Origin of the sequence: Pedobacter sp., from assembly GCF_045627485.1 — a bacterium.
Classification (GTDB): Bacteria; Bacteroidota; Bacteroidia; order Sphingobacteriales; family Sphingobacteriaceae; genus Pedobacter.
Genome location: NZ_JAZQNU010000002.1, coordinates 1 through 11,746 on the forward strand (window position 1 = coordinate 1; position 11,746 = coordinate 11,746).

At 41.4% G+C, this 11,746-nt stretch carries 13 protein-coding genes and 1 pseudogene; 8 read left to right on the plus strand and 6 right to left on the minus strand.

The annotated features are described in order from the left end of the window. Positions 1-119 (minus strand): annotated as a pseudogene (locus ACR2F3_RS00015) (50S ribosomal protein L13); the annotation flags it as partial. Positions 120-873: 754 nt separating this feature from the next. Here ACR2F3_RS00015 and ACR2F3_RS00020 point away from each other — a divergent pair. The 3 genes from ACR2F3_RS00020 to ACR2F3_RS00030 all read left to right on the plus strand — a co-directional run bounded on the left by ACR2F3_RS00020 (position 874) and on the right by ACR2F3_RS00030 (position 3,004). Further along, complete coding sequence (locus ACR2F3_RS00020) at positions 874-1,080, plus strand: YtxH domain-containing protein (RefSeq protein WP_432707933.1); 207 nt, start codon at positions 874-876, stop codon at positions 1,078-1,080. A 147-nt stretch (positions 1,081-1,227) separates the two neighbouring features. Beyond that, positions 1,228-2,295 (plus strand): mechanosensitive ion channel family protein, encoded by a 1,068-nt coding sequence (locus ACR2F3_RS00025; RefSeq protein ID WP_432707934.1) that lies wholly within the window; start codon positions 1,228-1,230, stop codon positions 2,293-2,295. A gap of 19 nt (positions 2,296-2,314) precedes the next feature. Then, a complete protein-coding gene (locus ACR2F3_RS00030; RefSeq protein ID WP_432707935.1) occupies positions 2,315-3,004 on the plus strand; it encodes a class I SAM-dependent methyltransferase in 690 nt (229 codons plus the stop codon). A gap of 6 nt (positions 3,005-3,010) precedes the next feature. On the opposite strand, the gene pepT is transcribed toward ACR2F3_RS00030, so the two are convergent. After that, positions 3,011-4,264: a peptidase T gene (gene pepT / locus ACR2F3_RS00035; protein ID WP_432707936.1), complete on the minus strand. Its 1,254-nt coding sequence runs from the start codon at positions 4,262-4,264 to the stop codon at positions 3,011-3,013. 27 nt (positions 4,265-4,291) lie between these two features. Here pepT and ACR2F3_RS00040 point away from each other — a divergent pair, with 27 nt between their 5' ends. Genes ACR2F3_RS00040 through ACR2F3_RS00050 form a run of 3 tightly spaced genes read left to right on the plus strand, consistent with a single transcriptional unit; the run spans position 4,292 to position 7,355 of the window. Next, positions 4,292-4,993, plus strand: coding sequence for a hypothetical protein (locus ACR2F3_RS00040; RefSeq protein WP_432707937.1), 702 nt, complete (start codon positions 4,292-4,294; stop codon positions 4,991-4,993). A gap of 3 nt (positions 4,994-4,996) precedes the next feature. Further along, the gene (locus ACR2F3_RS00045; RefSeq protein ID WP_432707938.1) at positions 4,997-6,730 is read left to right on the plus strand and encodes a M14 family metallopeptidase; all 1,734 of its coding nucleotides are present in this window, start codon (positions 4,997-4,999) and stop codon (positions 6,728-6,730) included. A gap of 7 nt (positions 6,731-6,737) precedes the next feature. Beyond that, on the plus strand, positions 6,738-7,355 hold the full coding sequence (locus tag ACR2F3_RS00050) for a rhomboid family intramembrane serine protease (protein WP_432707939.1): 618 nt from the start codon (positions 6,738-6,740) through the stop codon (positions 7,353-7,355). On the opposite strand, the gene ACR2F3_RS00055 is transcribed toward ACR2F3_RS00050, so the two are convergent. Then, a complete protein-coding gene (locus tag ACR2F3_RS00055) occupies positions 7,352-8,320 on the minus strand; it encodes a hypothetical protein (protein ID WP_432707940.1) in 969 nt (322 codons plus the stop codon). The two genes, ACR2F3_RS00050 and ACR2F3_RS00055, sit on opposite strands and share 4 nt — an antisense overlap. 88 nt (positions 8,321-8,408) lie before the next feature. On the opposite strand from ACR2F3_RS00055, the gene ACR2F3_RS00060 reads away from it, so the two are divergent. Beyond that, positions 8,409-9,443, plus strand: a complete 1,035-nt coding sequence (locus ACR2F3_RS00060; RefSeq protein ID WP_432707941.1) for a dipeptide epimerase — start codon at positions 8,409-8,411, stop codon at positions 9,441-9,443. Here the strand turns inward: ACR2F3_RS00060 and ACR2F3_RS00065 are convergent. The 3 genes from ACR2F3_RS00065 to ACR2F3_RS00075 form a co-directional block, all read right to left on the minus strand. Further along, positions 9,418-9,618 carry a DUF6358 family protein gene (locus ACR2F3_RS00065; RefSeq protein ID WP_432707942.1) on the minus strand — a complete coding sequence of 67 codons (201 nt, stop codon included), beginning with the start codon at positions 9,616-9,618 and terminating at the stop codon, positions 9,418-9,420. The two genes, ACR2F3_RS00060 and ACR2F3_RS00065, sit on opposite strands and share 26 nt — an antisense overlap. Before the next feature lie 8 nt (positions 9,619-9,626). Next, complete coding sequence (locus tag ACR2F3_RS00070; RefSeq protein ID WP_432707943.1) at positions 9,627-9,944, minus strand: rhodanese-like domain-containing protein; 318 nt, start codon at positions 9,942-9,944, stop codon at positions 9,627-9,629. Positions 9,945-10,189: 245 nt separating this feature from the next. Continuing rightward, on the minus strand, positions 10,190-11,158 hold the full coding sequence (locus ACR2F3_RS00075; RefSeq protein WP_432707944.1) for a glycosyltransferase family 2 protein: 969 nt from the start codon (positions 11,156-11,158) through the stop codon (positions 10,190-10,192). Positions 11,159-11,472: 314 nt separating this feature from the next. On the opposite strand from ACR2F3_RS00075, the gene ACR2F3_RS00080 reads away from it, so the two are divergent. Further along, on the plus strand, positions 11,473-11,667 hold the full coding sequence (locus tag ACR2F3_RS00080; RefSeq protein WP_432707945.1) for a hypothetical protein: 195 nt from the start codon (positions 11,473-11,475) through the stop codon (positions 11,665-11,667). Positions 11,668-11,746: the final 79 nt, after the last annotated feature.

An 11,746-nucleotide genomic window follows, 5' to 3' on the forward strand; every position in this document is an offset into this window, starting at 1 on the left:
ATCATAGCGATCTTCGATGACAAGCGCCCCAAAATCTCGCCTTGAGCATCAACAACAACCCACTGTTTGTTAACAGTTTTAGCATTGGCTGAGACAGTTTTGTAACTTAACGTATTCACTTGCTTGTATTTAATTTGTTAATAATTCTTTTATTCCCCCTAGAATTTAGGGACTGCAAAGATAGATAGAAATCTTTTATAAATCAAACACTCAGGCAAAAAGAAATTTTATTCATCGTGTTGGTCTATTAACGCTCTCCCAATAATGTCATGTAGTACGCCCTAACATCTTTCCAGTAATAATAAGGGGCTATATCTGTTTTTCACAGGCGGAACAAGGATTTCGTTTTCATGAAGCATGAATTTCAAACATTACCTCCTTATTTACCGATGGAATCGCTGGATAACTCCTATTTTCATTAGGATGAACAGTCCAAACAGAAAACAATAAAGCGCTATTAAGTCTAAAGAAAGTTACATGCAATCATACAGCAGCTGATCCTTATTCAAAATTCACTGTGATTTAACTTCATAATAAGTCCAAGTAATTCTAGAATTACTTGGTTTCAATTTGGACTGAACTTGGACTTAATACGGACTAAGGAGAAGCCGCACTACAATTCCACTTCGCAGCTGGTATCGCTTATTAAAGACCTTTACTAAGAAAATTGCAGTTGGTTTTTGAATTACTGGATGTAAAAAAACTAATATCTTTACTTATAGTTAAATACATGGTATGTTATTTCTGCGGTCAGCCGACCATAAAGTTTTAGTACTTGTTTATCCGCGTCTTGCTAAAATTACAAACTAAAAAGCGATTTACTTGTTTAAACCTATATACGAATCAAAATATAAACATTATAAAACGAAAATCATGACAAAAGAAACTAAAATTGTTGCAGGAATATTGGCAGGAGCTGCCTTAGGTGCTGCTGTTGCTTTAATTATATCAAGCGATAAAAGCGGCAACTTAAAGGAAAGTGTATCTGACTGGTTAGCCGACGTAATTGATGCTTCTAAAGACAGGCTAGCTTCCGCTTCTGATACCGTTAAAGACTCCATTTCTAAAGTAACTGCCTAAGGACTACATGGAGAACAGAACCCCTTCCAAGGTGCTGCCCGTCAAATGGCGGGCAGCAAACACCTGATTACTTTATCATACGACATATAAATATTACTAAACTACGACCTATTTCAGGCATGGGTGGAGGAAACACGCGTATAAACCATGTTAAATTTTGATAGTTTCAACAATTTCCCGGTCAAAGAGGTGGCCGAGAACCTCGGTATTGCTTTGCTGGCCATCATTATCGGCCTGCTGTTAAAATTCATTTTAAAAAAGATATTCTTATTCTTTTCAAGGTATTGGGCAACTTTTACGTTGAATGTAGTGGTGAAATACCTCGACAATGCTGTTGGCTTTTTCATCCCATTGGTCCTGCTCGACGCTTCACTTGAATTCATGAAACTCAATGCGACAGCTTATTTGCAATTGAACAGGACGCTTGAAATTGCGCTGACCATTAATTTCTGCATTATCCTCATAAAAACGATCAAGATCCTTGAGGAGAGCTTTTTTCACTACAACGACCTTAACAAAGAGGACAACCTTAAAGAAAGGAAACTGCGCACCCAGCTGCAATTTATCCGCAAGTTTGCCGTCTCACTGATCCTGATTGTAACCGCTTCTATCATCTTGCTTAGCTTTGAAAGCATGCGGAAAATAGGGGCTGGTTTGCTAACCGGGGTTGGTATCGGGGGTATTATCATAGGTTTTGCCGCACAAAAAACACTGGCTAACCTGTTGGCGGGTTTTCAGATTGCTTTTACACAACCCATCAGAATCGACGATGTAGTGATTGTAGAGGGTGAGTGGGGCCGGGTAGAAGAAATTACACTTACTTATGTGGTTGTAAACATCTGGGACCAGCGGCGACTGATCCTTCCTATCACGTATTTTATTGAAAAACCTTTCCAGAACTGGACCAGGGTATCTGCTGACCTGCTGGGCACTGTATTTTTGTACCTCGATTACAACACTCCAATCCCGCCTCTAAGAGAAGAACTGACCAAGGTTTTGCATGCGCATCACCTTTGGGATAAAAGGGTAAATGTAGTGCAGGTTACCGATAATAAGGAGGCGACCATTGAAGTGCGTTTCTTGATGAGTGCAAGAAATTCAGGGCAGGCGTTTGACCTCCGTTGCCATGTGAGGGAGCATATGCTTGCTTTTGTGAGAGACAATTATCCACAAAGTTTACCAAAAACAAGGGTGGAATACAATATAAATTCCTAAGATCGGCTAACTTTGGCCGATGGATATTTTAGGCGCCGCATTACAGGATTATTTCGAAAAAGGAACAACAGAAACACTATGGGTACACAACTCCTACGGTGAAGAGGAGGAAATGCCCGTTGATTTATTTTTCCGGAGTGAATCTGAAATGCCAGAACTTGAACTCAAAGCCCTGGAACTTTGCCGTGGCCGGGTATTGGATATTGGCGCCGGTGCCGGAAGCCATGCCCTCATTTTACAGCAAAGGAACATCGAGGTTACTGCTTTAGACATTTCTACAAAGGCAGTAGCTATAATGAAGAAAAGGGGTTTAAAAAATGTGTTGGAACAGAATATTTTCGATCTTCAACTGGCGGAGCCTTACGACACGCTGCTTTTTATGATGAACGGCATTGGCGTAACCGGAACCATAGAAGGCTTTAAAGCCTTTTTGCAAAAAGCAAAAACATACCTAAAACCTGGTGGGCAACTGCTGTTCGACAGCTCAGACGTTTCTTACCTCTATGAGGAGGTACCCATGCCTGAAAACACCTATTTCGGTGAAGTTGCTTTTGCTTATGAATACAAAAAACAGGTAGGAAAATGGTTCGACTGGGTTTATATTGACCAGCAAACCTTGAAAGATGTGGCTGCCGCAGCAGGCTGGAACAGCCACATTGTAATGGAAGATGACAGCGACCAGTACCTGGCGCAGCTTACACTGAAATAAAAATCGCTAAGCCTGTTCTTCCCAAATGACAGCTATATTAATAATGGTCTGGACAGCTTTTTCCATATCCTGTATCGAAACCCACTCCTGTTTGCCATGAAAGGCATGTTCTCCGGCAAAGATATTCGGACATGGCAATCCCATTAGGGATAAACGTGAACCATCTGTACCACCCCTGATGCTCTGTTTTTTAGGGGTAATCCCTGCTCTTTCGATAGCCTGCATCCCTATGGCAATAACCTGTGGATATTGATCCAGCACCCCTTTCATATTTCGGTATTGCTGGGTAATCTCTAATTGATAAGTAGACTTTGGATATGCTTTTAGCACTTCTTCCACCAATGCTCTTAACGTCTCGCCATGCTGGGCTAATAGCGTATCATCAAAATCGCGCAAAATAAAATGTGCCTGAGCCGTTTCAACATTCCCTTGTATGTTTACCGGGTGTATAAAACCTTCTTTCTGGCTGGTGGCCTCTGGCGTCAATTTATCTTTGGGCAGGCGATCCAGAATAGCGCTTAATATTTTTAGGGCACTTTCCATTTTGCCTTTTGCAAAGCCAGGATGAGAACTTACGCCATGAATGGTTAACACAGCGCCATCGGCAGAAAAAGTTTCATCCTCCAATGAACCCAGGCTTTCGCCGTCAACAGTATACGCGAAATCGGCACCTAACTTTTCAAGGTCCACATTGTCTACACCACGCCCAATCTCTTCGTCGGGCGTAAACAAAATCCTTATTTTACCATGTTTTACTTCCGGGTGCTGCATTAAAAAAGCAGCCGCTTCCATTATTTCGGCCAAACCGGCTTTATTATCGGCACCCAGTAAGGTGGTACCACTGGCGGTAATAATATCATTACCAATCTGGTTTTTCAGATCAGGGTGTTCGCTTTGTTTTAAAACGATGGAAGTATCATCAGGCAGAACCAGGTCTTGCCCCTGGTAGTTGAAATGCACAATTGGTTTCACATTTAAACCACTGCAATCCGGCGACGTATCCATGTGCGAGCAGAAGCAGATCACAGGAACTTTTTTGTCGGTATTTGCCTGTATGGTCGCATAAACATAACCATATTCATCAATGTGTGCATCAGAAATGCCCAATTCCAACAGTTCCTGAACCAGTACACGACCCAGGTTTTTTTGCTTCTCCGTGGAAGGAGTTGTTGCAGAATCAGGATCTGATTGTGTATCAATTTGCACATACCGCTTAAAGCGATCTGCTAGTGATTCGGTTTTATTTTGATATTTTAGCATAATTTTAAAGAGGTAAAGGTAAAGAAATTGAAAATAATACTCACCAGCATCTTTCTCGCATGTTCGTTTTATGTTACGGCGCAATCCAGCTTCCATAAAATAAGCTTTGGTGCCGGTGCCGGCATCACCAGGTCCTATGCTGATTTGCCGGAAAAGAATAATGCTGCTGCTGTTTATGGCACTGTCGATTATCAATTTACGCCTTTTATTAGTTTGGGACTTGAAGTGCAACAAGGACAAATCAAAGGTGGACAAAATGAGGTGGACCCATATGGCCGCCGATTTAAAAATGATTACCGCGCCATCACCCTTAATGGGAAACTCGCTCTTGGAAGTATTGTTGATTATAAAAACAACCCCCTGTTTAACCACATAAAAGGATTATACGTAGGTACAGGTTTTGGATTTATCCAAAATAGGGTAAATGAATTACTTAGGGGTATAGAGAATGCTCCCGAACAAGTGTATATTCCTTACAATAAAGAACCAGTAATCCCCCTAAATATCGGGATGAACTACTTTTTCCCAGACCGTTATGGGCAATACCGCCTTGTGGCGAACATCAACCTTCAAAGTAATATCACCATAGGCGAGGGAATGGATGGCTATGATATCACCACGGTGACCTTTAGAAACGGTAAACCTGATATCTATTCCTTCTTCAGCCTGGGCATCAAATATAACTTTGGCCCGCTAGGGCTGTCACAAAAAACCTTTAAAAAGTACTAACGAATGCGTCTACTCTTCCTGATCCTTTTTTGCGTTACCCTCCAAAGCTTTGCACAACCCACACCTTTTGAAAGCAGTAAAAAACAAGAAACAGCCACTTACCCGCAGGTAATCAATTATTATGAGCAACTTGAAAAAACCTACCCGCAGGCAAAACTACTGACTTATGGCCAGACCGACTTTGGTAAACCACTACACCTGATGGTGCTTTCGAAAGACAGGACCTTCGACCCCCAGGTGCTTAAAAAAAATAATAAAAGGATTTTACTGATCAATAACGGGATTCACCCTGGTGAACCAGAAGGTGTAGATGCCTCCATGATGCTGGCACGTGATTTACTGAAAAACAATAGACTGCCAGACGATGTGGTTATTTGTATCATCCCGCTTTATAATATTGGCGGAAGTTACAACCGCAGCAGCACTTCCAGGGCCAATCAAAATGGACCTTTAGCGTATGGCTTTCGTGGAAACAGTAAAAACTACGACCTGAACCGCGACTTTATTAAAACAGACTCTAAAAATTCGCAGACTTTCCAGTTGATCTTTAACACCTGGCAACCAGATATATTTGTTGATACCCATACCAGCAATGGGGCGGATTACCAGTATACGATGACATTGATCCCTACGCAAAAAGATAAGCTAAATCCAGTGTTGTCAGAATACTTGGTCAGAACCATGTTACCAGATTTGTATAAACAAATGGCTAAAAAGGGCTTTGAGCTGATCCCTTATATAAATAGCGTGAAGGAAACTCCTGATGAAGGTATTGAAGGTTTTCTGGAAAATGCACGATATTCTACAGGCTACGCTGCCCTGCACAACGTAATTGGGTTTATGCCCGAAACTCATATGCTTAAGGCCTTCGATCAAAGGGTAAAATCGACTTACCAGTTACTGGAAACTTATATCGATATCGTGGTACGCGACGCCAGTGTGATTGGTGTTAACAAAGCCAGGGCGGATGCTGCTGTAGCGGCACAATCCACATTTCCCTTAGTATGGAAGTTAAACAAGGAAAACACCTCAGACCTAACCTTTAAAGGTTATGGAGCTAAATATAAACCCAGCGAAGTGAGTGGTGCCGACCGCCTGTATTATGACAGAAAAGCCCCATACACAAAAAACATTAAGGAGTGGAACAGCTTTGAGCCTGTAGTAACGGTAAATAAACCAACAGCTTATATCATCCCAAAAGCCTGGGATCGGGTGGTAGAGTTGCTTCGATTAAATGGAGTAATTGTAAAGGAGCTTGCTGAAGACATTACTCTTCCAGTTGATGTCTATTACCTGAAAGATTTTAAAACCTCCCCCTATCCCTACGAAGGCCATTACCTGCACTCCGCGGTACAGCTTCAAACGGTGCAACAAGAATTGCATTATTATGCCGGAGATTATGTAGTTTATGTAAATCAGCCTCAAAACAGGTATATTGTCGAAACTTTAGAGCCGCAGGCGACAGATTCCTTTTTTAACTGGAATTTTTTCGATGCAGTGCTTGGACAAAAAGAGCATTATTCTGCTTACGTATTTGAGGATACCGCAGCAGCACTGCTTAAAGAAAATCCAGCGCTAAGGAAACAATTGGAAAAAGAGAAAGCAAATAATGCGGAGTTTGCGAAAAATCAAGCCGCTCAGCTTGATTTTATTTACAAAAACTCTGATTATTACGAGAAAACACATAAACGTTACCCGATTACCCGTCTTGTAAAAGACACAAAACTACCTTTATAACAACAAAATGGAATATTTACAAAATACACCTGTAGCCTCCCTTATTTTTATTTTTACCATCATCACCAGCATTTATGCCTTTAACGACAATGTGTTATACGGAAAATTTATGCTGCATCCTTATAGTGTATACCGAAAGAACAAAGTCTATACGTTAATTACCAGTGGACTGATCCACGCAAACTGGATGCACCTCATCTTTAACATGTTTACCTTTTTCTTTTTCGCTTTCCGCCTGGAGGCAACTATAGGGCACTGGCAATTTGCCACCATATATTTACTGGGTATGATACTAAGCGACTTGCCTACAGTGGTGAAACATAAAAATGACTTCTGGTATAATAGCCTGGGTGCTTCTGGTGCCATATCGGCGGTATTATTCAGCTACATCCTGTTTTACCCATTTTCTACACTGATGATTTTCCCTTTGCCAATACCCATCTGGGCATGTGTATTTGGAGTGTTGTACCTGATTTATTGCGCTTATATGTCCAGGAACTCTAGAGATAACATTAACCACGACGCCCACTTCTATGGTGCCATTACAGGGGTAATCATCACAATTATATTAGAACCACGCATTATCCCGCATTTTCTGGGCCAGTTAATGGCCGCAATCGGTTAGCCCGCTTCAGGTAAATAAGGAGGATCAAAAAAGCTAATGGGGGATCTTGGGTCTTTAATAATTTCAAACAGGGTTTGTCCCCATGGCTTCCAGAAATTTTCGAGCACCTGGGCATAGGTTTTATGTTGCCATACATCAAACAAGGGTTTGTTAAATGCGCCTTTTAACGGCATGGCATCAATGTATACGCTGCCTTCTAATGGCATCACATTGTATTCAGGAAGGCGGTTAAACAAATAGGCCGAGTAAAAGAATCGGGCACAAAGTTCTTCGTACTGCTGCTCGCTTAATGGCTTGCCTGCAATGCTGTTCAGTATTTCCTGGTGGAACTTTTTGTTGGTACCATTGTCCTGCAAACAAGCAATGATGCCAAAATCTTTAAGTTTCAAAGAAAAGGTAAGGGTATTGATCTCGTCACGGAAGCTGAAATAATGATCGGCCTCAGTTAAAGGCACCACCACGATAGACCAGGGTGTAAAATCTTCATAAACCACATCTCTGTATATACTCTGCACCATGATATTGAGATTCCCGAACTTATGCATCAGTCCCTGCGACATGTTCATGCCATCGCCACTTAGCTGCTGCAGTTTGATGGCTGCATTCATCTCAATATAGATCAGGCTATACATAAACTTACCTATCCACTTGAATAAGTCCTCTTCAGGAAGCTGACTTACCGCTTCATAACCGATGGAGAAAGCATGCGAAATTTTGTCTTCCAGAGGCTGTATAAAATTTTCCTGAATCTCCTTACTTACCGGCACTTTCAACGTATTGTAGGAGCGGACACTTTCATCAAGCAACTTAATGCGTTCTTCGCCTGTATAGTTGGCTACGGCCAATAACCAATCGGGTAAAACATTCGTTTCCACTACCGGAGCAGGGAAAATATCACCACTTAAAAAGCAGTTTTTGTATTTGAAGTCGAAGTTTTTAAATGGTTGGTATACGGTGCTATTCATAAGATGTGGCAATATTAGGCATATTATTTTTACATTCGCTCCGGCACATCTTTTTTTAACTTTGATATTACTAAACGGCTCGCACCCCATGGAAGTTTCCTATATCTCGTATAACCTCGAATTAAAACATCCTTTCGCCATTGCTAAATTTTCACGGACCAGCACACCCCTGTTGATTTTGAAGCTACGTTACGAGAATGTGGATGGTTATGGAGAAGCATCGATGGTGCCCTATATGGGCGAAAGTTATGATGGTGCAGTTGCGTTTTTAAATAAAGTAGATTGGCGCCGCATGGCCTACCCTTTCGACTTTCAGGAGATTTTAGCATACCTAGACAGCCTGGCACCTGGTCATCCGGCCATTAAAGCTGCCATTGACATCGCCTTAAACGACATTAATGGCAAGATACTACAAAAGCCCTGTTATGAAATTTATGGTGCCGACCCCGGCAACATGCCGGTAACCTCTTATACCATTGGTATCGACAGTGCAGAAGTGATCAAAGAAAAAGTAGCTGATGCCACGGATTTTAAAGTATTAAAAATTAAACTGGGCAGAGACAATGACCGCGAGCTGATTAACACGATCAGAAGTTTAACGGACCTGCCTTTATATGTGGATGCCAACCAGGGCTGGGCTGACCGTAAAAAGGCTATAGAAACCATTTACTGGTTACATGACCAGGGTGTGGTATTGATTGAGCAGCCGATGGATAAAAATGATTTGGATGGCAATGCGTGGTTAACTGGCAGAAGTCCGATCCCCATCCTTGCCGACGAAGCCGTGCAGCGCCTGGCAGACATGGACCAGCTGAGAGGAGCTTACCATGGCATTAACATCAAGCTGATGAAAAGCGCAGGCATGTACGAGGCCCACCAGATGATTCTGAAAGCCCGCAAATTTGGCATGAAAGTATTAATTGGCTGTATGAGTGAAACCTCATGTGCTACGCTGGCGGCCACAGCATTGGCCCCTCTCTGCGATTGGGCTGATTTGGATGGCCCCTGGTTAACGAAAAATAACCCTTTTGATTATCCTGAATTAAAGGACGGCAGGATTGTATTAAAAAATCTTCCAGGCCTGGGCCTGGAAGGAATTAAGGTTGATTGGCCCGGTCTCTAAGCGCCTTGCGGAAGTCCTTGGTTAATTTTATTTTTAGGTATAAAAAGAACAGGGCAGTCACGATAAAAAATCCACCAGCTACCTGTTGGTCGTTTTCAAAACCCCATTTGATGCCGAGTACCGACACAATTATACCCAACGTGTAAAACACGTTCATTGCAATTTGTTTCTTCATTCTTTTAATTAGTATACAGGCATGTTAGGATCATAAGCTTCCTGCCATGCTAAAATTCCACCCTTAAGGTTATATAAGTTGTCGAAGCCAAGCATTTGCTCCAACTGCATTACCGCAGCAGCACTTCTTTTACCGCTTCTGCATTGCATAATTACAGGTTTGTCTCTTGCAATTTTATCTGCTTCGATCAACAGACCACCTAATGGAATATTTTCTCCATTCAGGTTAGAGGTTTCATACTCAAAAGTCTCTCTTACATCGATCAGTTGAAAATCCTCTTTATTGTCTATTTTCTGTTTCAGTTCTTGTACTGTAACTTCTTTCATCAGTTTAAGATTAGTGTTCAAATATCATGAGCTATCATAAGTTTATTCATTGGTATGAAAGCTTATGATGGTTTCATCTTATTAAATTTTATCAAATATACTCATTTAAAATAAAATGCCATTGAAATGCAGATATGGGCAGCTATGCTGGCCAATCTGTTAATTACATTAGTGAAAAGTAAAATAAATGGTCTTGGGATTTCTCAAATATGGTTTCTCTAATCCCTCTGATGCATCCTTATCCCTTAAGAAATAGTATCTCTTGACATGTTTGCTTTAGTTGGTGAGTAATAATACTTATACCACAGCTTATCTCCTAAATAAAGGGTAAATCCAACCGGAAATGATAACAAAACAAGCATCTTTCCCTTTGTTGATTCCAACCTGGTGAAGTTACGCAAAAAAGATGCAGAATGAATTCCATAGCGGGATAGCTGTGCTGCCCTTTTGAAAAAGAAAATGGGGGCACTAAAAAACCAATTCGGTAGATCCTTGTTTATTAGGTCAACTTCACAAATAATCAACCCCATAGCATTTCGTATGTGATTTGCTTTGCCACTAAGATTACCAAAGCCAGAGCCTGTTGGCGTATAATAAGTTAATGCGACTGTATTTGTGCAGATATATTTGTATTGTCGTCCTAATCTATTCCAGATATAACTTTCAGGTACAAATTTATAGCCGGCTGCTTCAGGGAAAGGATTATTTTTTAACAATGCCGTACGCATCAGTCCAAATTTTTCACCTGTTATTTTATGTTTAAACTGAAATTCACCTCCTGTAATAGTAATGTGGTTTAAGGGAAATAAGTCGCCAATAACTTTTTTTGTAACTGAATCCTCGGCCAAAGCACATACACACCAATAACTTTCCCTTAAGTCGGAGGAAATTGTCTCCCAAGCATCGACTAAAGTTTTGAGACCTTCATAAGCAATGGCATTGTCGGAATCTAGTATTGCACACATTTCGCCAATTGCAATCTTTACTCCGTGATTAACGGCCGAGGGTTTACCGCCATTTGGCTTTTGGACATAAATGATATTCAAAGACGATTCACGCTGCCATGTCGACACTACTTTTGAGGTCTCATCTGTAGAGCCATCATCAACAATGATCCATTCAAAATTTTTAAAAGTTTGTTCGGACAATGACTCATAACAACGATAAAGGGTGCCCGCACGGTTATAAGTAGGTGTGATAATTGACACAAACATAATTATCTTAATTAAAGAAATAAGTTAAATTTAATCAGTCCTACAGTGCTGACTAACACTAGGCTTCAGCTATTCCTACCTATTTAAATTACTAAAAACCAGTGACATATACGAATTATCCACAACAATCTTTTATGATCGCATAAAATTCAAATTTGGATATCAAAAGAGATGTGCTCAAAAACCGGATCGTTATTGTCTAAACAGTTCAAGCAAAATTTCCCATTTATATATTTCCTGCGAGACAAAATCACTCTTTACCTGAAAATGCCTGTTCGGTCCGCGACAATGCGGAGCAGCGCATCCTCGGCCGTATCGAGCAGTTCAACATCCAGCGCCGCAAGCGTTCCGACGTGATCGTGGGAATCCTGGGATGCATGGCTGAGAGAATGAAGGAGGCCCTGCTGGCCACCGGCAAGGTGGACGTGGTCGTCGGTCCCGACGCCTATCGTTCGCTTCCCCGTCTCCTGGAGGCCGCTTCCGCCGGCTGCCCCCAGATTGCTCCATAATAAGATTATCCTTTTCCTGTGACTGAATAACAACTTCACTCTCATCAACGAGCTTATTTGCATATTGCTTAGCCTGCTC

Bases quoted from the DNA above. Each gene is read 5' to 3' on its own strand.
- ACR2F3_RS00020 (WP_432707933.1), top strand. From the start codon at position 874: ATGACAAAAGAAACTAAAATTGTTGCAGGAATATTGGCAGGAGCTGCC.
- ACR2F3_RS00025 (WP_432707934.1), top strand. From the start codon at position 1,228: ATGTTAAATTTTGATAGTTTCAACAATTTCCCGGTCAAAGAGGTGGCC.
- ACR2F3_RS00030 (WP_432707935.1), top strand. From the start codon at position 2,315: ATGGATATTTTAGGCGCCGCATTACAGGATTATTTCGAAAAAGGAACA.
- pepT (WP_432707936.1), bottom strand. From the start codon at position 4,264: ATGCTAAAATATCAAAATAAAACCGAATCACTAGCAGATCGCTTTAAG.
- ACR2F3_RS00045 (WP_432707938.1), top strand. From the start codon at position 4,997: ATGCGTCTACTCTTCCTGATCCTTTTTTGCGTTACCCTCCAAAGCTTT.
- ACR2F3_RS00050 (WP_432707939.1), top strand. From the start codon at position 6,738: ATGGAATATTTACAAAATACACCTGTAGCCTCCCTTATTTTTATTTTT.
- ACR2F3_RS00055 (WP_432707940.1), bottom strand. From the start codon at position 8,320: ATGAATAGCACCGTATACCAACCATTTAAAAACTTCGACTTCAAATAC.
- ACR2F3_RS00060 (WP_432707941.1), top strand. From the start codon at position 8,409: ATGGAAGTTTCCTATATCTCGTATAACCTCGAATTAAAACATCCTTTC.
- ACR2F3_RS00065 (WP_432707942.1), bottom strand. From the start codon at position 9,618: ATGAAGAAACAAATTGCAATGAACGTGTTTTACACGTTGGGTATAATT.
- ACR2F3_RS00070 (WP_432707943.1), bottom strand. From the start codon at position 9,944: ATGAAAGAAGTTACAGTACAAGAACTGAAACAGAAAATAGACAATAAA.
- ACR2F3_RS00075 (WP_432707944.1), bottom strand. From the start codon at position 11,158: ATGTTTGTGTCAATTATCACACCTACTTATAACCGTGCGGGCACCCTT.